Source organism: Weissella confusa (genome assembly GCA_041871065.1).
Classification (GTDB): domain Bacteria; phylum Bacillota; class Bacilli; order Lactobacillales; family Lactobacillaceae; genus Weissella; species Weissella confusa_A.
Genome location: CP168942.1, coordinates 1,954,257 through 1,970,739, shown reverse-complemented (window position 1 = coordinate 1,970,739; position 16,483 = coordinate 1,954,257). Strand labels below are relative to the sequence as shown.

Here is a 16,483-nt window from a genome sequence, read left to right as displayed (position 1 = left end):
AAACACATGGCCATTTTGGTTCTAGGTGGAGCCGGATACATCGGTTCTCACATGGTTGACACATTGTTGTCAGACGGTCGCGATGTTGTCGTTGTCGACAACTTGTTGACGGGACACCGTGCTGCGGTGCCTGCAGGCGTACCTTTCTACGAAGTTGATATTCGTGATAAGGCTGCTTTGCGCGAAGTATTTGAGAAGGAAAACATTGAGCAAGTCGTTCACTTTGCGGCTTCATCAATCGTGCCAGAATCAATGGCTGATCCGCTAAAGTACTTCGACAACAACACGGCAGGAATGATTGCGTTGTTGGAAGTTATGTTGGAGTTTGATGTTAAGCAAATCGTCTTCTCATCAACGGCTGCAACGTACGGTATTCCTGAGGAAAACCCTATCAAGGAAACGACGCCACAAAACCCAATCAACCCATACGGTGAGTCAAAGTTGCAAATGGAACACATCATGAAGTGGGCTGATGAAGCTTACGGCTTGAAGTGGGTTGCTTTGCGTTACTTTAACGTTGCCGGTGCAAAGGCTGATGGTTCAATCGGTGAAGACCACCCAGTTGAGACGCACTTGGTACCAATCATCTTGCAAACGGCCTTGGGTCAACGCGAGAAGATCATGATGTACGGTGATGACTACAACACGCCAGATGGATTCAACGTCCGCGATTACGTTCACGTAATGGACTTGGCTAACGCCCACGTGTTGGCTTTGGACTACTTGGCTAAGGGTAACGACTCAAACCAATTTAACTTGGGTTCAGCAAACGGCTTCTCAGTTAAGCAAATGGTTGAGGCTGCGCGTGAAGCAACTGGTAAGGAAATCCCTGCCGAAGTTGGTCCACGTCGTGCCGGTGATCCTGACTCATTGGTTGCGTCATCAGACAAGGCTCGTGAGATTTTGGGCTGGGCACCTAAGTACGATGATGTTAAGGAAATCATCAAGACGGCTTGGACTTGGCACCAAAAGCACCCAAATGGTTATGAAGACCGCTAATATTTGATTATCAAAGACAGTTATCAGTTTTCTGGTAACTGTCTTTTTTGTTTATGCTAGCGCCGACACAAACCACCACCTGAATTTTATGTTAATGAAAAGTCCGGTAAAAAGTTGTATGATAAATACCATATGACTAAAGAGTAAAGGAAGTAGTGTGGCATGAAGGTTATTGCGTTTGATACGTCTAATCAACCATTGTCGGTGGCCTTGTTTGAAGACGACAAGCTAATCGGCCAACGTGAAACAAACGTTGCTAAGAATCATTCGGTGCAATTGCTACCGTTTATTGATGAACTAGTGAAGTCAGCAGGGTGGGCACCGGCTGATCTTGACCGGGTTGTGGTTAGCCAAGGACCCGGTTCTTATACAGGGTTGCGTATTGCAGTTACGACTGCAAAGACGTTGGCCTTTACGCTAGGTATCGAACTGGTCGGTATTTCAAGCTTGGGATTGTTGGCTACGAACGTAACGACGTCCGACGTGACGATTGTGCCAGTGATGGATGCGCGTAATGCGAACTTATATGCTGGTCAATATGAGTTGCGTGATGGCAAGTATATTGCCACGGCAGCTGACCGCCACACAAATGTTCCTGCTTTGATTAGTCAATTGGCAGAGGAGAATCAACAAGTGGTTTTTGTTGGTGAATGGGCTCGGTTTGAGGAAGAGTTGCGACAGGCGTTGCCAGATGCACAATTTGCATCTGATAATTTGCCGCATGCCGCAAATGTGTTGCCGCTGGTTACGGATGCACAAGTACTAACAGACATGACGGATATTCACCAATTTGTGCCAAACTATTATCGTTTGTCGCAAGCTGAGGCTGATTGGGCCAAGGCTCACCCCGATGCAGGTGATGGTGTTTATGTGGAAAAGGTTTAAGAATTGGGTTCATTGGTTGATGCACCCATTGCCACAAAGTTTACGAGAATTTCGTCAGGTGATTGCGGTTAATGGTTTTGAGTTCCACTTAATGCCAGCGCAATACACGGACGTTGAAGAAATGGTTGTTCTAGAGCGAGCAGCGTATAACGGTGAGGAACCATGGTCGGAGGATATCTTCCATAATGAGTTGCACCGTTCACGCGAGCGTTTGTACGTGGTTGTTCGTGAGCCGGAGACCGGGACGATGGTTGCCTATATTGGGGCAGCGTTCCGGCCAGGTATTCATGAAGTGCATATTACGAACGTCACGGTGACGCCACACTGGCAAGGTCGTGGCTTAGGAACGTTTTTGCTCATGTATATGATGACGGTTGCGAAGCAGATTCGCTTCCACCGTGTGTCATTGGAGGTGCGTGTATCGAATGTGAGTGCACAACGCCTATATGAACGACTTGGTTTTCAAACGGTTCGTCGTAAAACAAATTATTATGGAGATAACGGGGAAGATGCGTTTGATATGGCGCAGATTCTCGGGAGAAAGAGTGATGGATTTTACATTCAGGGATAGTACGGACGCCGAAGAGTTGTACGCGATTGCTAAGGCTGCTTATAAAGGATCACCTTGGTCAAAGAAAGTTTTTCAGAATGATTTGAAAGGTAAGTTTACGAAATACTTGCTGATTGAAGCAGATGGAGAGACAGTTGGCTTTGTTGGTGGGACACATTTGGGTGATGAACTTGAGATTACCAATGTGGCAGTTATGCCTGGTTTCCAAGGGCAACATCTTGGCGAACGACTACTTCGTGAATGGTTTGGTCGCTTTGAGGATGGTACACGGGTACTGTTAGAAGTGCGTCATCGTAATAAGCGAGCCATTCGTTTATATGAACGCTTAGGTTTCATAATCTATAACATACGAGAAGATTACTATCGTGACCCAGTGGAAGACGCTTACTTGATGGACGTCACATTGCCGTTGCGTGGAGAAGGAGAATAGCATGAGTGAAACACGTTATATCATGGCCTTTGAATCAAGTGCCGATGAAACAAGTGTGGCGATTGTCAAAAATGGTACTGAAATTGTGAGCTTAGAGACAGCGACACAAATCAAGAGTCACCAACGATTTGGTGGTATCGTACCGGAAGTAGCGAGCCGTCACCACATTGAACAAGTAACGGTGTTAGCTGATGCTGCTTTGGAAGATGCGCAATTGACGTATGATGATTTGACGGCCATCGCAGTGACGCAAGGACCTGGTTTGGTTGGGGCGTTGTTGATTGGTGTTACGGCGGCTAAGACGATTGCTTGGGCGCATAACTTGCCATTGGTGCCAGTCATTCACTTGGCTGGGCACATCAGTGCAGCAAACTTCGTGCAACCAATCGAATATCCAGCATTAGCCTTGATGGTTTCTGGTGGTCACACGGAATTGGTCTTGATGCGTGAGGAATACGATTACCTTGTCATTGGGGATACACGTGATGATGCTGCCGGTGAGAGTTATGACAAGGTTGGTCGTACGATGGGGTTGCAATACCCATCTGGTAAAACCATTGATGAAATGGCGCATGAAGGTGAACCAACGTATGATTTGCCACGTGCGTTGATTAACGATGACCGTTATGACTTTTCGTTCTCTGGTTTGAAGAGCGCGGTGATTAACTTGATGCATAATGCTGACCAACGTGGTGAGACAGTTGATCATATTAACCTTGCTGCCTCATTCCAAGAAGCGGTTGTTGATGTGCTGGTGACAAAGACGCGTCGTGCGTTGGAGAATTATCCTGTGAAATCATTTATTGTCGCTGGTGGTGTTGCAGCTAACCGCGGTTTGCGTGATGGACTAACGGCAATGATGACTGAATCCCCTGAGACGACGTTTATCCCAGTGCCAATTAAGTTGGCTGGTGACAATGCCGCTATGATTGGCGCAGCTGGTGATATCGCTTATCGTCACGGTAAGCGTGGTGGTTTGGACTTAAATGCCAACCCTGGCTTGGAATTTGATTACTTAGAAGACTAACAAAAAAGGTACCGACATCGATTTGTCGGTACCTTTTCTACTATATATATTAATCGTTACGTGAGAGTAGTGAACGACTAATGCTGAACAAGATATCTTTTGACTCGTGTTCTGGCATATCGTCTAGATAGTTTAATGCGGCTTCTGTATAACGCATTGCCATATCACCAGCTTCATCAAGGGCACCAGAGTCACGGACAAGTTGGGCTAATTCTTCAGCCTCAGCAGTCGTGATTTCAGTTTGCTTTGCGAGCAGGTCTTGAATACGGCCATTGTTTTGCATGGCAATGATTAGTGGTGCAGAGTACACACCTTCTCGTACGTCGTTCAACGTTGGCTTACCAAGTGTCGTGCTATCTGATTGATAATCAAGCATGTCATCCAAGATTTGGAATGCCATACCGACGTTGTAGGCAAAGTCACTGGCGAGTTCAGCGAAGTCATCTGGAGCATCACTAGCTGAGATACCTAGCTTAGCCGCTAGTACGAATAGGGCAGCGGTCTTACCAGAGATTTGTTCTTCGTAATCCGCGATGGTCATATCAGTACGGTAGTGGTTTGTACGCTGTGTGAGTTCACCAGATAGGATGCGTTCTAGATAGCGGGTCGCCATACGAACGGTTTCGATATCATTAGTGTTATCCGCCAACGTACGGAACGTGACCGCAAATAGGTAATCACCGGCATAAGCAGCAACGTCCTTACCAAAGCGTGACTGTATTGATTCGGCGTGACGACGAGTTGGTGAATCATCGATAATATCGTCGTGAACCAGAGAAGCAGTGTGGAGCATTTCGACCGTGGCAGCGAGATTTAGTAAAGACTCGCGTTCGGCAGGGTAGAAACGACCAATCAATAAGGTGAACGCAGGACGGAGTAACTTACCGCCAGCATTAAACATATCGAATAGGGCCGCTTCGACTTCTGGATCATTAGCATCCATATTAGCTTCAATACGATTCAAGACTGCTTGGAGTTCCTTTTGGATAGCAGGGAAGTCTTGCCAAATCGGATGAAGTTGTGAGAGTGATTGCGTCATTACTAAGGAACTCCTTAATTGTTTATCTACTATAATATGTATGTGTTCATAACATGGTATGAATAAGCTATCTACTATTATATAGGAATAAGTCTGAATAAACACATGCAATTCTGAGAGGGACTTACGAATATTTTTAAATAGAACCAAAACGGTGGAAATTAGTAAGTAAATCAGTTATTATAGTTTTCGGAATAAAATATGAACACGACATGAACGGGGTTAAGAAATTAATTCAAGAAAGTTGTTCAAAAGGCTTGCCAACGCGGTTAGCCTGCTGTATTATATTCTAGTACGTTAAATACGGGGTGTATTATGCACCCGGGTATTAGCGTGCCATCGACAAGCGATGATGTGGGAGGTTGCGACACACCCGGCAGCATTGCCACGGGGCCCATTGCCATGGAGCTCTTTGGGGTGCGTCGGTAGTTTCCACGGAGTTAGTTTCATATTCCAATATGGACGAAGGGAGAATTTATATCATGGCAAGTAAGAAGATTCGTATCCGTTTGAAGGCGTACGAGCACAAGATCTTGGACGCTTCAGCAGAAAAGATCGTTGAGACGGCAAAGCGTACAGGTGCTGAAATTTCAGGTCCTATTCCATTGCCTACTGAGCGTACGTTGTACACGGTTTTGCGTTCACCACACAAGCACAAGGATTCACGTGAGCAATTCGAAATGCGCACTCACAAGCGTTTGATCGATATCGTGAACCCAACTGCTAAGACGGTTGATGCTTTGTCAAAGCTTGAATTGCCAAGCGGTGTTGACATCGAAATCAAGTTGTAATTTTTACAACGCAACAACAGCAACAACAACTTGCCTGATTAAGCATTTAACTGATCAAAAATTTAGATTTACTATTCAAAGGAGATAGTCATGACTACTAAGGGTATCTTAGGCCGCAAGGTCGGCATGACTCAGGTATTCACTGAGAACGGTGAGCTTATCCCCGTAACAGTAATTGAAGCTACGCCAAACGTAGTTCTCCAAGTTAAGACTTTGGAAAACGACGGTTACAACGCAGTTCAATTGGGTTACCAAGATAAGCGTGCCGTTTTGAGCAACAAGCCTGAGCAAGGTCACGTTGCCAAGGCAAACACGGCCCCTAAGCGCTACATTCGTGAAATCCGCGACGCTGAGGGAGAATTCAATGTTGGGGATGAAGTTAAGGTTGATATCTTCGCTGCTGGCGAAGCTGTTGACGTAACTGGAATCACAAAGGGTCATGGTTACCAAGGTAACATCAAGAAGGATGGACAATCACGTGGTCCTATGGCGCACGGTTCTCGTTACCACCGTCGTCCTGGTTCATTGGGTGCCATCATCAACCGCGTCTTCAAGGGTAAGAAGTTGCCTGGACGCATGGGTAACCACAAGCGCACTGTACAAAACTTGCAAGTAGTTCGCGTTGACGTAGAAAACAACGTGATCTTGGTTAAGGGTAATGTTCCTGGTGCCAACAAGTCACTTGTTACTGTTAAGTACTCTGTTAAGGCTAAGTAATAAGGACGAAGGGAGGAAACTAACATGACTAAGGTTGCTTTGTTTAAGCAAGACGGCTCAAACGCCGGTGAGATCGAGTTGAACGACTCAATCTTCGGAATCGAGCCAAACAACAACGTTGTTACTGACGCTGTTTTGATGCAACGTGCATCAATGCGTCAAGGTACTCACGCCGTTAAGAACCGTTCAGCGGTTTCAGGTGGTGGTAAGAAGCCTTGGCGTCAAAAGGGAACTGGACGTGCCCGTCAAGGTTCAATCCGTTCACCACAATGGCGTGGTGGTGGTATCGTCTTCGGACCTACTCCACGTTCATACGCATACAAGTTGCCAAAGAAGGTTTACCGTTTGGCATTGAAGTCAGTGTTGTCACAAAAGGTTTTGGACTCAGCTTTGGTTGTTGTCGATGCATTGTCATTCGACGCTCCTAAGACTAAGGAATTCAAGGCAGTTTTGAACAACTTGAACGTAAACGAAAAGACGTTGGTTGTCTTGGACGATGATAACGCTAACGCAGCATTGGCAGCACGTAACTTGGAAAACGTTACTGTTATGACTGCAAAGGGTGTTAACGTGCTTGACGTAATCAACAACGATAAGTTGGTTGTAGTTCAATCAGCTTTGGCACAAGTTGAGGAGGTTTTGGCATAATGGACGCACGCGATATCATTTTGCGCCCGGTCATCACTGAACAAACGATGAGCGTTTTGGATGAAAAGCGTTACACGTTTGAAGTTGATGTTCGCGCCACTAAGCCACAAATTAAGCGCGCTATTGAAGAAATTTTCGATGTTAAGATCGAAAAGATCAACACGGCGAACGTACGTGGTAAGTTGAAGCGTCAAGGACGCTTCGCTGGTTACACTAAGAAGCGTAAGAAGGCAACTGTTAAGTTGACTGCCGCTTCTAAGGACATTCAATTGTTCAACGAAAACTAATTAGGAGGAAATTAGCGTGGCTATCAAGAAGTACAAGCCAACCTCTAACGGTCGTCGTAACATGACGTCTTCAGATTTTGCTGAAATCACTAAGACGACGCCTGAAAAGAGCTTGTTGGAATCAAAGTCAAACACTGGTGCTCGTAACTCATACGGTCACATGACTGTGCGCCACCGTGGTGGTGGACACAAGCGCCAATACCGTATTATCGACTTCAAGCGTACAAAGGATGATGTTCCAGCCAAGGTTGTTGCGATCGAATACGATCCAAACCGTACTGCTAACATCGCTTTGTTGCAATACACTGACGGTACTAAGGCATATATCTTGGCGCCTAAGGGCTTGGAAGTTGGTATGACTGTTCAATCAGGTCCTGATGCCGACATCAAGGTCGGAAACGCTTTGCCATTGGCAAACATTCCTGACGGAACTCAAATCCACAACATCGAGTTGAAGCCTGGTAAGGGTGGTCAATTGGCCCGTTCTGCCGGTGCATCAGCACAATTGTTGGGTAAGGAAGGAAAGTACGTACTTGTTCGCTTGCAATCAGGTGAAGTACGTATGATCTTGGCCGTTAACCGTGCCACGGTTGGAGTTGTTGGTAACGAACAACACTCATTGATCAACTGGGGTAAGGCTGGTCGTCGTCGTTGGAAGGGTCAACGCCCACACGTTCGTGGATCAGTTATGAACCCTAACGATCACCCACACGGTGGTGGAGAAGGAAAGGCCCCAGTTGGTCGTCCAAGTCCAATGTCACCATGGGGTAAGAAGACTGCCGGTAAGAAGACGCGTAACAAGAAGGCTCGTTCAACGAAGTTCATTGTTCGCGGTCGTAAGGGCAAGTAATCAATACTTACACTCCGTAATTAATAAGTTTTTAGCAAACGAGAGGAGGACCTTAAAATGGGTCGTAGCCTGAAGAAGGGACCATTTGCTGACGCTCACTTGTTGAAGAAGGTTGAAGAAGCCAACGCTTCAGAAAAGCAAGCTGTCATCAAGACATGGTCACGTCGTTCAACGATTTTCCCTAGCTTTATCGGATTGACTTTTGCTGTTTACGATGGTCGTAAGCACGTGCCAGTTTTGGTACAAGAAGACATGGTCGGTCACAAGCTTGGAGAGTTCGTCCCTACGCGTACGTTCCGCGGACACGCAGCAGACGATAAGAAGACTAAGCGCAAGTAATATAGGAGGACAATACAATGGCTGAACAAATCACGTCAGCACGCGCCACGGCGAAGATCGTTCGTGTCGCTCCACGTAAGGTCCGCCTAGTGCTTGACCAAGTTCGTGGTAAGTCTGTGGCAGAGGCATTTGCAATTTTGCAATTCTTGCCAAACCACAGCTCAGAAGATGTATACAAGGTGTTGAACTCAGCTGTAGCTAACGCTGAGAACAACTTCTCACTAGATCGCGAAGATTTGGTAGTTGCAGAAGCCTTTGCTAACGAAGGACCAACGCTAAAGCGTTTCCGTCCACGTGCCAAGGGTTCAGCTTCACCAATCAACAAGCGTACAAGCCACATCACGATTGTGGTAAAAGAAAAGTAAGGAGGATTGAGTCATGGGTCAAAAGATTAACCCAACTGGTATGCGTGTCGGCATCATCCGCGACTGGGATGCTAAGTGGTACGCTAACAAGAAGGACTACGCAACGGCTTTGCACGAAGATTTGAAGTTGCGTAAGTACATCGAGACTAAGTTGGCTGACGCATCTGTATCTCGCATCGAGATCGAGCGTACTGCTAACCGCGTGAACATCTCAATCCACACTGCTAAGCCAGGTATGGTTATTGGTAAGGGTGGTTCTGAAGTTGATGCATTGCGTAACGAGTTGTCAAAGCTTGTTGCTAAGGGCGAGCGCGTCCACATCAACATCATTGAGATTAAGAAGCCTGATTTGGACGCCCACTTGGTTGGTTCACAAATTGCATCTGACTTGGAGCGCCGTGTGGCATTCCGTCGTGCAATGCGTGGTGCTATCCAACGTGCTATGCGTGCTGGTGCCAAGGGTATCAAGACGCAAGTTTCTGGACGTATCAACGGGGCTGACATTGCTCGTGTAGAGCAATACACTGAGGGTACGGTGCCTTTGCACACTTTGCGTGCTGACATCGACTACTCATGGGATGAGGCAACAACTACTTACGGTCAATTGGGTGTTAAGACTTGGATTTACCGTGGTGATGTTTTGCCAGAGAAGAAGTCTGTAAAGAAGCAAGGAGGCGAGTAACATGCTAGTACCAAAGCGTGTAAAGTACCGCCGTCCACACCGTGGAAAGATGCGCGGTGAGGCCAAGGGTGGTAAGACAGTTACATTTGGTGAGTTTGGTTTGCAAGCCACTGAATCACACTGGATCACTAACCGTCAAATCGAGGCTGCTCGTATTGCTATGACGCGTCACATGAAGCGTGGTGGTCAAGTTTGGATCAAGATTTTCCCACACTTGTCATACACTTCTAAGGGTGTTGGTGTTCGTATGGGTAACGGTAAGGGTACTCCAGACGGATGGGTTGCACCTGTTAAGCGCGGCAAGGTAATGTTTGAAGTTGCCGGTGTTCCTGAAGAGGTTGCCCGCGAAGCCTTGCGTCTTGCATCTAACAAGTTGCCAGTCAAGACTAAGATCTTGACTCGCCAAGTGGAGGGTGAATAATGAAGATCAAGGATCTACAAAACGAAATCAAGGGTCTCAGCCAAGCTGAGTTGGTTGCCAAGGAAAAGAGCTACAAGGAAGAATTGTTCAACTTGCGTTTCCAATTAGCTACTGGTCAACTTGAGAACACGGCTCGATTGTCAGAAGTACGTAAGCAAATCGCACGTATCAAGACGGTCATTCGTCAACAAGAATTGAACAAGTAGACTAAGAGAGGAGACCGATATGACTGAAGCTCGTAACGCACGTAAGGTTTACCAAGGCCGCGTGGTTTCAGATAAGATGGATAAGACAATCACTGTTGCCATCGAAACTTACAAGAACCACCCTGTTTATGGTAAGCGTGTTAAGTACACGAAGAAGTTTAAGGCTCACGATGAAAACAACGAAGCTAAGCAAGGTGACATCGTACGCATCATGGAGACGCGTCCAACGTCAGCTACAAAGCGCTTCCGTTTGGTAGAAATCGTCGAGAAGGCCGTTATTATCTAATCGTTTAATCTCGAATCTTACCAATAACGGAAGGAGGACAAAATCGTGATTCAACAAGAGAGTCGTTTGAAGGTTGCTGACAATTCTGGTGCACGTGAAATCTTGACTATCAAGGTTTTGGGTGGATCAGGTCGTAAGTTCGCCGGTATCGGTGACATGATCGTCGCAACTGTTAAGCAAGCTATTCCTGGTGGTACTGTAAAGAAGGGTGACGTCGTTAAGGCTGTTATCGTTCGTACTGTTTCAGGAGTTCACCGTGCTGATGGTTCATACATCAAGTTCGATGAAAACGCTGCAGTCATCGTTAAGGATGACAAGAGCCCTGTAGGTACTCGTATCTTCGGACCTGTTGCGCGTGAATTGCGTGACAATGATTACATGCGTATTGTGTCATTGGCACCTGAAGTATTGTAATTACCATCATTAAATCAAGGAGGAAGCCTCGCATGTTTGTGAAGACTGGTGACAAGGTTAAGGTTATCGCCGGCAAGGACAAGGGCAAGGAAGGAGTAGTTGTTAAGACTATTGCTGCTAAGGACCGTGTTGTTGTCGAAGGTGTGAACATCGTAAAGAAGCACCAAAAGCCAAACAACCAATACCCACAAGGTGGAATTGTTGAGCTTGAAGCTCCAATCCACGTTTCAAACGTACAATTGCTTGACCCTTCTACTAACGAACCAACGAAGATTGGTTACAAGGTTGAAGATGGTAAGAAGGTACGTTTTGCTAAGAAGTCTGGAACGACTTTGGCATAATTTTCTAGGTGAAAGGAGGAAATCATTATCATGGCAAATCGCTTGAAGGAAAAGTACGTCAATGAAGTAACGCCTTCATTGATCGAGAAGTTTGAGTACTCATCAATCATGCAAGCACCTAAGATCGAAAAGATCGTGCTTAACATGGGTGTTGGTGACGCCGTATCAAACTCAAAGAACTTGGATGAAGCTGTTGCTGAATTGGAATTGATTGCTGGTCAAAAGCCAGTTATCACTCGCGCTAAGAAGTCAATCGCTGGCTTCCGTTTGCGTGAGGGTATGGCAATCGGTACTAAGGTTACTTTGCGTGGTGAGCGTATGTACGACTTCTTGGATAAGTTGATCAACGTTTCATTGCCACGTGTTCGTGACTTCCGTGGAGTTTCACCAAAGGCCTTTGATGGTCGTGGAAACTACACGTTGGGAATTCGTGAGCAACTTATTTTCCCAGAAATTGATTACGATCAAGTTAACCGCGTTCGTGGATTGGACATCGTTGTTGTAACGACGGCCAACACTGACGAAGAAGCTCGTGAATTGCTTACTCAATTGGGTATGCCTTTCTCAAAGTAATCAACACTGATTTACAGTAATTAATAATAGGAGGCAAACATCAATGTCAATGACTGACCCAATTGCAGATTTCTTGACTCGCATTCGTAACGCGAACATGGTTCGCCACGATTCAGTTGAAGTACCTGCATCAAAGATCAAGAAGGACATCGCCGAAATCTTGAAGAACGAAGGCTTTGTTCGCGACGTTGAATACATTGAAGATGACAAGCAAGGTGTCATCCGTGTCTTCCTTAAGTACGGTGCCGACAAGCAACGCGTTATCACTGGTTTGAAGCGTATTTCAAAGCCAGGATTGCGTTCATACGTCAAGGCAGATGCTGTACCTAAGGTTTTGAACGGTTTGGGTATCGCTATCATCTCAACTTCCGAAGGTGTTATCACCGATAAGGAAGCTCGCGCCAAGAAGATTGGTGGCGAGGTATTGGCTTACGTCTGGTAATAAATAAAATCTAAACAAGGAGGTGTCTACCGATGAGTCGTATTGGTAACAAGGTTTTGACTTTGCCTGCTGGCGTTGAATTGTCACGCGAAGGTAACGTCGTTACTGTTAAGGGACCTAAGGGTGAGATTTCTCGCGAAATCGCATCAGAAATCGAATTCACTGTGGACGGTACTGAAGTATCATTCACTCGTCCTTCAGACGAAGGACGTATCAAGGCACTTCACGGAACTACTCGCGCTAACGTTGCAAACATGGTTGAAGGTGTATCAGCCGGCTTCAAGAAGACTTTGAAGTTGGTCGGTGTTGGATACCGTGCTGCTAAGCAAGGCGACAAGCTTGTCTTGAACGTTGGTTACTCACACCCAGTTGAGTTTGAGGCCCGTGAAGGCTTGACAGTTGAAGTTCCTGATTCAACTACGATCACTGTTGAAGGGATCAACAAGCAATTTGTTGGTGACTTGGCCGCAGAGATCCGTGCCGTACGCGCACCTGAGCCATATAAGGGTAAGGGAATTCGCTACGAAAACGAATACGTTGCACGTAAGGAAGGTAAGACTGGTAAGTAATCTTAAGCTTATAGCTTAAGGCCCGGGAGCAACGTCTCGGGATTTACTTATTGGTATATCTTTCGAGTATATACACAAAAGAGGTTACGAACATGATTACGAAGTCAGACAAGAACAAGGTGCGTCAACGCCGACACACGCGAGTTCGTGGAAAGATTTCTGGTACTGCTGAGCGCCCACGCTTGAACGTTTACCGTTCTAACAAGAACATCTACGCGCAATTGATTGATGACGTAGCGGGTGTGACGCTTGCTAGTGCCTCAACTTTGGACAAGTCAGTTGAGACTGCTCCAAAGACTGAACAAGCAGCTAAGGTTGGAGCTTTGATCGCAGAACGCGCCAAGGCTGCAGGTGTTGAAGTTGTTGTATTCGACCGTGGTGGTTACTTGTACCACGGACGTGTGCAAGCTTTGGCAGAAGCTGCTCGTGAAGCTGGTTTGAAGTTCTAAGGGAAGGAGGAAATTAAACATGGCTTTTATCGATGCAAACAAGCTCGGCGAGCTTGAAGAAAACGTTGTTGCCATCAACCGTGTTACCAAGGTTGTTAAGGGTGGACGTCGTTTGCGTTTCGCCGCTTTGGTAGTTGTTGGTGACCGTAACGGACACGTTGGTTTTGGTACTGGTAAGGCACAAGAAGTGCCTGAAGCTATCCGCAAGGCCGTTGAAGCTGCAAAGCGTAACATCGTTGCAGTTCCAACTGTTGGTACGACCCTTCCTCACTCTGCAAATGGTGTCTTTGGCGGTGGTCGCATCTTGCTTAAGCCAGCCGTTGAAGGATCTGGAGTGGCAGCCGGTGGTGCTGCTCGTGCCGTTTTGGAATTGGCTGGTGTTGCCGACGTGACTGCAAAGTCATTGGGATCATCAACTCCAATTAACGTTGTGCGCGCAACTTTCGATGCAATCAACTCATTGAAGAACGCTGAAGAAGTTGCTGAATTGCGTCAGGTCTCACTTGAGCACTTGGCAGATTAAGGAGGCAGAAAATGGCTGAACAAGTTAAGATTACTCTTGTAAAGAGTGCTGCCCACCGTTTGCCAAAGCAACGTGCGATTGTTAAGGCCCTTGGTTTGAACAAGGTGTCATCATCAGTCGTGTTGCCTGACAACGCAGCAACGCGTGGTGCAGTGTTTAAGATTGCTCACTTGGTTACTGTTGAAGTAGTTAAGTAAGCACATAAATAGATTGCTTTGAAGGAGGTACAACCTAATGAAGCTTAATGAACTCCAAGTTGCTGAAGGTTCACGCAAGGTCCGCAACCGTGTTGGACGTGGTGAGTCATCAGGAAACGGTAAGACTGCAGGACGTGGTCAAAAGGGTCAAAAGGCTCGTGGTAAGGTACGTTTGGGCTTTGAAGGTGGACAAATGCCTTTGTTCCGTCGTAAGCCAAAGCGTGGATTTACTAACATCAACCGCAAGGAATTCGCTGTTGTGAACCTTGATGTGTTGAACCAATTCGATAACGGAACTGAAGTTTCACCAGCATTGTTGGTCGAAGCTGGTATCGTTAAGAACGAATTGAGTGGCATTAAGATCTTGGCTAACGGTCAATTGGAAAAGTCATTGACTGTTAAGGCAAACAAGTTCTCAGCCGCTGCTGTTACGGCTATTGAAGCTGCCGGTGGTAAGACTGAGGTGATCTAATGCTGAAAACCGTGCTCAACTCACTTAAGGAAAAGGACATCCGTAAAAAGTTGTTCTTTACCTTAGGGATTCTGATTGTTTACCGATTGGGTGCCTACATTACTGTGCCGGGTATTAACACGGCAGCACTTACTGAGGTAGCAAATTCTGGGCTCGGCAGCATTTTGAATATGTTTAGCGGTGGTGGACTTACAAATTACTCATTGTTCGCAATGGGTGTTTCACCATACGTTACTGCTCAAATCGTGGTACAGCTCCTACAAATGGATATTGTGCCACGATTTGTTGAATGGTCGAAACAAGGTGAAGTTGGTCGACGTAAGTTGAACCAAGTGACCCGCTATTTGACTATTGTTCTAGCGTTTGTCCAATCAATTGGAATCACCGCTGGATTCAATCAACTGAGTCAAGTGAATTTGGTTAAGACACCAAATTTGGAGACGTACTTGTTGATCGGTTTCATCCTAACTGCAGGAACTATGTTTGCTGTTTGGTTGGGTGAGATGATCACTGAGCGCGGACTCGGTCAAGGTGTCTCAATGTTGATTTTTGCTGGTATCATTGCGCGTGTGCCAGCAGGTGTATACCAACTGTTCAAGGAACACGTCCTACAAGGTGACGACCCAGCGCGTGGGTGGGCATTCTTGGTTGGTATCTTGTTGATTTTCGTTTTGGTTATCGCGTTTGTTACGTGGTTCAACCAAGCGATTCGCAAGATTCCAATGCAATATACACGTCGTTCAACTGGTTCAGGTAACTCATCTTACCTACCGTTGAAGATTAATGTTGCGGGTGTTATTCCTGTTATCTTCGCTTCATCATTGTTGGTAACGCCACAAACGATCTTGCAAGCATTTGCAAGTAAGTTTGCGGACGCAGGTTGGTACAACACTTTGATGCAATACCTATCAATGCAGACAATGCAGGGTGGTATTGTTTACACATTGTTGATTATCTTGTTTACGTTCTTTTATGCATTCGTTCAGGTTAACCCTGAAAAGGTTGCGGAGAACTTGCAAAAGCAAGGTAGTTACATTGTGGGCGTCTGGCCAGGACGTGCCACTGAAAAGTGGTTGTCTGGTTTGCTGATGCGTTTGTCAGTTGTCGGCGCTTTGTTCCTAGGATTTGTCGCTTTGGCACCAATTCTAGCAACACACATCTTCGGGTTGGATAGTAACCTTGGAATGTCAGGAACATCAGTATTGATTGTCATTGGTGTGGCAATTGATCTGATTCGCCAACTTGAAGGATTGATGATGAAGCGGCAATATGTTGGATTTATTCAAGAAGGAGTCGAAGCAAAATGAGTTTGAATATCATGCTATTGGGCTTGCCAGGTGTTGGTAAGGGTACCCAAGCTGCGAAGATTGTTGAAGAGTACAACTTGCCGCACATCAGTACGGGCGACATGTTCCGTGCTGCCATGGCTAACGAGACTGAACTCGGTATGAAGGCAAAGTCATTCATGGATGCTGGTAACTTGGTCCCAGACGAAGTTACTAACGGTATCGTTGCTGAACGCTTGGCTGAAGAGGATACGAAGGTTGGATTCATCCTTGATGGATTCCCTCGTAACTTGGACCAAGCTAAGGCATTGGATGAGATGTTGGCAAAGGATGGTCGTTCATTGGACGGCGTTCTTTACTTCACTGCTGATGCTGATGTTTTGGTTGATCGTATGATGGCCCGTGGCCGTGCAGACGATACGCCTGAAGTGATTAAGAATCGCTTGGACGTTAACGGAAAGCTTACTGAGCCTATCGCTGAGTTTTATGCCGAAAAGGGCATTTTGCACAAGATCGATGGTGCTCGCGAGCTTGATGTAGTGTTCGCTGATGTAAAGACGTTACTTGATAATTTGAAGAACGCGTAATTATTCCGGGAAGCTTTCTTGTTAAATTGTAAGAGAGCATGTTATAATTACTTGTTACGTTCTCCAATGTCACAACTAAGGAGGCAG

Annotated in this window: 28 protein-coding genes; 27 read left to right on the top strand and 1 reads right to left on the bottom strand. The window is 46.2% G+C overall.

Features of this window, described 5'->3' with window-relative positions:
• Positions 1–6: 6 nt before the first annotated feature.
• From galE to tsaD, 5 genes are all read left to right on the top strand, one after another.
• Positions 7–999, top strand: a complete 993-nt coding sequence (gene galE / locus ACAW68_09615) for a UDP-glucose 4-epimerase GalE (protein ID XGA15708.1) — start codon at positions 7–9, stop codon at positions 997–999.
• Between the two features lie 162 nt (positions 1,000–1,161).
• Positions 1,162–1,884 (top strand): tRNA (adenosine(37)-N6)-threonylcarbamoyltransferase complex dimerization subunit type 1 TsaB, encoded by a 723-nt coding sequence (tsaB, locus tag ACAW68_09610; protein XGA15707.1) that lies wholly within the window; start codon positions 1,162–1,164, stop codon positions 1,882–1,884.
• Positions 1,868–2,455 carry a ribosomal protein S18-alanine N-acetyltransferase gene (rimI, locus tag ACAW68_09605; GenBank protein XGA15706.1) on the top strand — a complete coding sequence of 196 codons (588 nt, stop codon included), beginning with the start codon at positions 1,868–1,870 and terminating at the stop codon, positions 2,453–2,455. Before tsaB ends, rimI (ACAW68_09605) begins: the two co-directional genes overlap by 17 nt.
• The gene (rimI, locus tag ACAW68_09600) at positions 2,433–2,885 is read left to right on the top strand and encodes a ribosomal protein S18-alanine N-acetyltransferase (protein XGA15705.1); all 453 of its coding nucleotides are present in this window, start codon (positions 2,433–2,435) and stop codon (positions 2,883–2,885) included. Before rimI (ACAW68_09605) ends, rimI (ACAW68_09600) begins: the two co-directional genes overlap by 23 nt.
• A gap of 1 nt (position 2,886) precedes the next feature.
• A complete protein-coding gene (gene tsaD / locus ACAW68_09595) occupies positions 2,887–3,912 on the top strand; it encodes a tRNA (adenosine(37)-N6)-threonylcarbamoyltransferase complex transferase subunit TsaD (protein ID XGA15704.1) in 1,026 nt (341 codons plus the stop codon).
• Positions 3,913–3,961: 49 nt separating this feature from the next.
• On the opposite strand, the gene ACAW68_09590 is transcribed toward tsaD, so the two are convergent.
• Positions 3,962–4,951 carry a polyprenyl synthetase family protein gene (locus tag ACAW68_09590; GenBank protein ID XGA15703.1) on the bottom strand — a complete coding sequence of 330 codons (990 nt, stop codon included), beginning with the start codon at positions 4,949–4,951 and terminating at the stop codon, positions 3,962–3,964.
• 482 nt (positions 4,952–5,433) lie between these two features.
• Here ACAW68_09590 and rpsJ point away from each other — a divergent pair, with 482 nt between their 5' ends.
• From rpsJ to ACAW68_09480, 22 genes are all read left to right on the top strand, one after another.
• On the top strand, positions 5,434–5,742 hold the full coding sequence (rpsJ, locus tag ACAW68_09585; protein XGA15702.1) for a 30S ribosomal protein S10: 309 nt from the start codon (positions 5,434–5,436) through the stop codon (positions 5,740–5,742).
• 90 nt (positions 5,743–5,832) lie between these two features.
• Positions 5,833–6,459 carry a 50S ribosomal protein L3 gene (rplC, locus tag ACAW68_09580; GenBank protein XGA15701.1) on the top strand — a complete coding sequence of 209 codons (627 nt, stop codon included), beginning with the start codon at positions 5,833–5,835 and terminating at the stop codon, positions 6,457–6,459.
• A gap of 24 nt (positions 6,460–6,483) precedes the next feature.
• The gene (gene rplD, locus ACAW68_09575; protein XGA15700.1) at positions 6,484–7,107 is read left to right on the top strand and encodes a 50S ribosomal protein L4; all 624 of its coding nucleotides are present in this window, start codon (positions 6,484–6,486) and stop codon (positions 7,105–7,107) included.
• Complete coding sequence (gene rplW, locus ACAW68_09570; GenBank protein XGA15699.1) at positions 7,107–7,394, top strand: 50S ribosomal protein L23; 288 nt, start codon at positions 7,107–7,109, stop codon at positions 7,392–7,394. Before rplD ends, rplW begins: the two co-directional genes overlap by 1 nt.
• A gap of 16 nt (positions 7,395–7,410) precedes the next feature.
• Positions 7,411–8,244, top strand: coding sequence for a 50S ribosomal protein L2 (gene rplB, locus ACAW68_09565; protein XGA15698.1), 834 nt, complete (start codon positions 7,411–7,413; stop codon positions 8,242–8,244).
• 57 nt (positions 8,245–8,301) lie between these two features.
• Positions 8,302–8,583, top strand: coding sequence for a 30S ribosomal protein S19 (gene rpsS / locus ACAW68_09560; GenBank protein XGA15697.1), 282 nt, complete (start codon positions 8,302–8,304; stop codon positions 8,581–8,583).
• Between the two features lie 17 nt (positions 8,584–8,600).
• Complete coding sequence (gene rplV, locus ACAW68_09555) at positions 8,601–8,948, top strand: 50S ribosomal protein L22 (protein XGA15696.1); 348 nt, start codon at positions 8,601–8,603, stop codon at positions 8,946–8,948.
• A gap of 13 nt (positions 8,949–8,961) precedes the next feature.
• Positions 8,962–9,630 (top strand): 30S ribosomal protein S3, encoded by a 669-nt coding sequence (rpsC, locus tag ACAW68_09550; GenBank protein XGA15695.1) that lies wholly within the window; start codon positions 8,962–8,964, stop codon positions 9,628–9,630.
• Between the two features lies 1 nt (position 9,631).
• Entirely contained in the window at positions 9,632–10,051 is a 420-nt protein-coding gene (gene rplP / locus ACAW68_09545) for a 50S ribosomal protein L16 (GenBank protein XGA15694.1), read from the top strand.
• Positions 10,051–10,257 (top strand): 50S ribosomal protein L29, encoded by a 207-nt coding sequence (gene rpmC, locus ACAW68_09540; protein ID XGA15693.1) that lies wholly within the window; start codon positions 10,051–10,053, stop codon positions 10,255–10,257. Before rplP ends, rpmC begins: the two co-directional genes overlap by 1 nt.
• 19 nt (positions 10,258–10,276) lie before the next feature.
• A complete protein-coding gene (gene rpsQ, locus ACAW68_09535) occupies positions 10,277–10,543 on the top strand; it encodes a 30S ribosomal protein S17 (protein ID XGA15692.1) in 267 nt (88 codons plus the stop codon).
• Between the two features lie 45 nt (positions 10,544–10,588).
• Positions 10,589–10,957 (top strand): 50S ribosomal protein L14, encoded by a 369-nt coding sequence (gene rplN / locus ACAW68_09530; GenBank protein XGA15691.1) that lies wholly within the window; start codon positions 10,589–10,591, stop codon positions 10,955–10,957.
• 32 nt (positions 10,958–10,989) lie between these two features.
• Positions 10,990–11,298 carry a 50S ribosomal protein L24 gene (gene rplX, locus ACAW68_09525; protein XGA15690.1) on the top strand — a complete coding sequence of 103 codons (309 nt, stop codon included), beginning with the start codon at positions 10,990–10,992 and terminating at the stop codon, positions 11,296–11,298.
• A 30-nt stretch (positions 11,299–11,328) separates the two neighbouring features.
• Positions 11,329–11,871, top strand: coding sequence for a 50S ribosomal protein L5 (gene rplE, locus ACAW68_09520; GenBank protein ID XGA15689.1), 543 nt, complete (start codon positions 11,329–11,331; stop codon positions 11,869–11,871).
• A 43-nt stretch (positions 11,872–11,914) separates the two neighbouring features.
• The gene (rpsH, locus tag ACAW68_09515) at positions 11,915–12,313 is read left to right on the top strand and encodes a 30S ribosomal protein S8 (GenBank protein ID XGA15688.1); all 399 of its coding nucleotides are present in this window, start codon (positions 11,915–11,917) and stop codon (positions 12,311–12,313) included.
• 32 nt (positions 12,314–12,345) lie between these two features.
• Positions 12,346–12,882 carry a 50S ribosomal protein L6 gene (gene rplF, locus ACAW68_09510; GenBank protein XGA15687.1) on the top strand — a complete coding sequence of 179 codons (537 nt, stop codon included), beginning with the start codon at positions 12,346–12,348 and terminating at the stop codon, positions 12,880–12,882.
• A gap of 92 nt (positions 12,883–12,974) precedes the next feature.
• Positions 12,975–13,331: a 50S ribosomal protein L18 gene (gene rplR / locus ACAW68_09505; GenBank protein XGA15686.1), complete on the top strand. Its 357-nt coding sequence runs from the start codon at positions 12,975–12,977 to the stop codon at positions 13,329–13,331.
• Positions 13,332–13,350: 19 nt separating this feature from the next.
• Positions 13,351–13,854: a 30S ribosomal protein S5 gene (rpsE, locus tag ACAW68_09500; protein ID XGA15685.1), complete on the top strand. Its 504-nt coding sequence runs from the start codon at positions 13,351–13,353 to the stop codon at positions 13,852–13,854.
• Between the two features lie 11 nt (positions 13,855–13,865).
• Entirely contained in the window at positions 13,866–14,051 is a 186-nt protein-coding gene (rpmD, locus tag ACAW68_09495) for a 50S ribosomal protein L30 (protein ID XGA15684.1), read from the top strand.
• A gap of 37 nt (positions 14,052–14,088) precedes the next feature.
• Entirely contained in the window at positions 14,089–14,523 is a 435-nt protein-coding gene (rplO, locus tag ACAW68_09490; GenBank protein ID XGA15683.1) for a 50S ribosomal protein L15, read from the top strand.
• Entirely contained in the window at positions 14,523–15,830 is a 1,308-nt protein-coding gene (gene secY / locus ACAW68_09485) for a preprotein translocase subunit SecY (protein XGA15682.1), read from the top strand. Before rplO ends, secY begins: the two co-directional genes overlap by 1 nt.
• A complete protein-coding gene (locus ACAW68_09480; protein XGA15681.1) occupies positions 15,827–16,396 on the top strand; it encodes an adenylate kinase in 570 nt (189 codons plus the stop codon). The genes secY and ACAW68_09480 overlap by 4 nt, the downstream gene beginning before the upstream one ends.
• The last annotated feature ends 87 nt before the right edge of the window (positions 16,397–16,483 follow it).

Bases quoted from the DNA above. Each gene is read 5' to 3' on its own strand.
- rplF (XGA15687.1), top strand. From the start codon at position 12,346: ATGAGTCGTATTGGTAACAAGGTTTTGACTTTGCCTGCTGGCGTTGAA.
- rpsE (XGA15685.1), top strand. From the start codon at position 13,351: ATGGCTTTTATCGATGCAAACAAGCTCGGCGAGCTTGAAGAAAACGTT.
- rplX (XGA15690.1), top strand. From the start codon at position 10,990: ATGTTTGTGAAGACTGGTGACAAGGTTAAGGTTATCGCCGGCAAGGAC.
- secY (XGA15682.1), top strand. From the start codon at position 14,523: ATGCTGAAAACCGTGCTCAACTCACTTAAGGAAAAGGACATCCGTAAA.
- rpmC (XGA15693.1), top strand. From the start codon at position 10,051: ATGAAGATCAAGGATCTACAAAACGAAATCAAGGGTCTCAGCCAAGCT.
- rplD (XGA15700.1), top strand. From the start codon at position 6,484: ATGACTAAGGTTGCTTTGTTTAAGCAAGACGGCTCAAACGCCGGTGAG.
- rplE (XGA15689.1), top strand. From the start codon at position 11,329: ATGGCAAATCGCTTGAAGGAAAAGTACGTCAATGAAGTAACGCCTTCA.
- ACAW68_09590 (XGA15703.1), bottom strand. From the start codon at position 4,951: ATGACGCAATCACTCTCACAACTTCATCCGATTTGGCAAGACTTCCCT.
- rpsC (XGA15695.1), top strand. From the start codon at position 8,962: ATGGGTCAAAAGATTAACCCAACTGGTATGCGTGTCGGCATCATCCGC.
- rpsS (XGA15697.1), top strand. From the start codon at position 8,302: ATGGGTCGTAGCCTGAAGAAGGGACCATTTGCTGACGCTCACTTGTTG.
- galE (XGA15708.1), top strand. From the start codon at position 7: ATGGCCATTTTGGTTCTAGGTGGAGCCGGATACATCGGTTCTCACATG.
- rimI (XGA15705.1), top strand. From the start codon at position 2,433: ATGGATTTTACATTCAGGGATAGTACGGACGCCGAAGAGTTGTACGCG.
- rpsH (XGA15688.1), top strand. From the start codon at position 11,915: ATGTCAATGACTGACCCAATTGCAGATTTCTTGACTCGCATTCGTAAC.
- rplC (XGA15701.1), top strand. From the start codon at position 5,833: ATGACTACTAAGGGTATCTTAGGCCGCAAGGTCGGCATGACTCAGGTA.
- tsaB (XGA15707.1), top strand. From the start codon at position 1,162: ATGAAGGTTATTGCGTTTGATACGTCTAATCAACCATTGTCGGTGGCC.
- rpsJ (XGA15702.1), top strand. From the start codon at position 5,434: ATGGCAAGTAAGAAGATTCGTATCCGTTTGAAGGCGTACGAGCACAAG.
- rimI (XGA15706.1), top strand. From the start codon at position 1,868: ATGTGGAAAAGGTTTAAGAATTGGGTTCATTGGTTGATGCACCCATTG.
- tsaD (XGA15704.1), top strand. From the start codon at position 2,887: ATGAGTGAAACACGTTATATCATGGCCTTTGAATCAAGTGCCGATGAA.
- rpsQ (XGA15692.1), top strand. From the start codon at position 10,277: ATGACTGAAGCTCGTAACGCACGTAAGGTTTACCAAGGCCGCGTGGTT.
- rplW (XGA15699.1), top strand. From the start codon at position 7,107: ATGGACGCACGCGATATCATTTTGCGCCCGGTCATCACTGAACAAACG.
- rplR (XGA15686.1), top strand. From the start codon at position 12,975: ATGATTACGAAGTCAGACAAGAACAAGGTGCGTCAACGCCGACACACG.
- rpmD (XGA15684.1), top strand. From the start codon at position 13,866: ATGGCTGAACAAGTTAAGATTACTCTTGTAAAGAGTGCTGCCCACCGT.
- rplV (XGA15696.1), top strand. From the start codon at position 8,601: ATGGCTGAACAAATCACGTCAGCACGCGCCACGGCGAAGATCGTTCGT.
- rplP (XGA15694.1), top strand. From the start codon at position 9,632: ATGCTAGTACCAAAGCGTGTAAAGTACCGCCGTCCACACCGTGGAAAG.
- ACAW68_09480 (XGA15681.1), top strand. From the start codon at position 15,827: ATGAGTTTGAATATCATGCTATTGGGCTTGCCAGGTGTTGGTAAGGGT.
- rplO (XGA15683.1), top strand. From the start codon at position 14,089: ATGAAGCTTAATGAACTCCAAGTTGCTGAAGGTTCACGCAAGGTCCGC.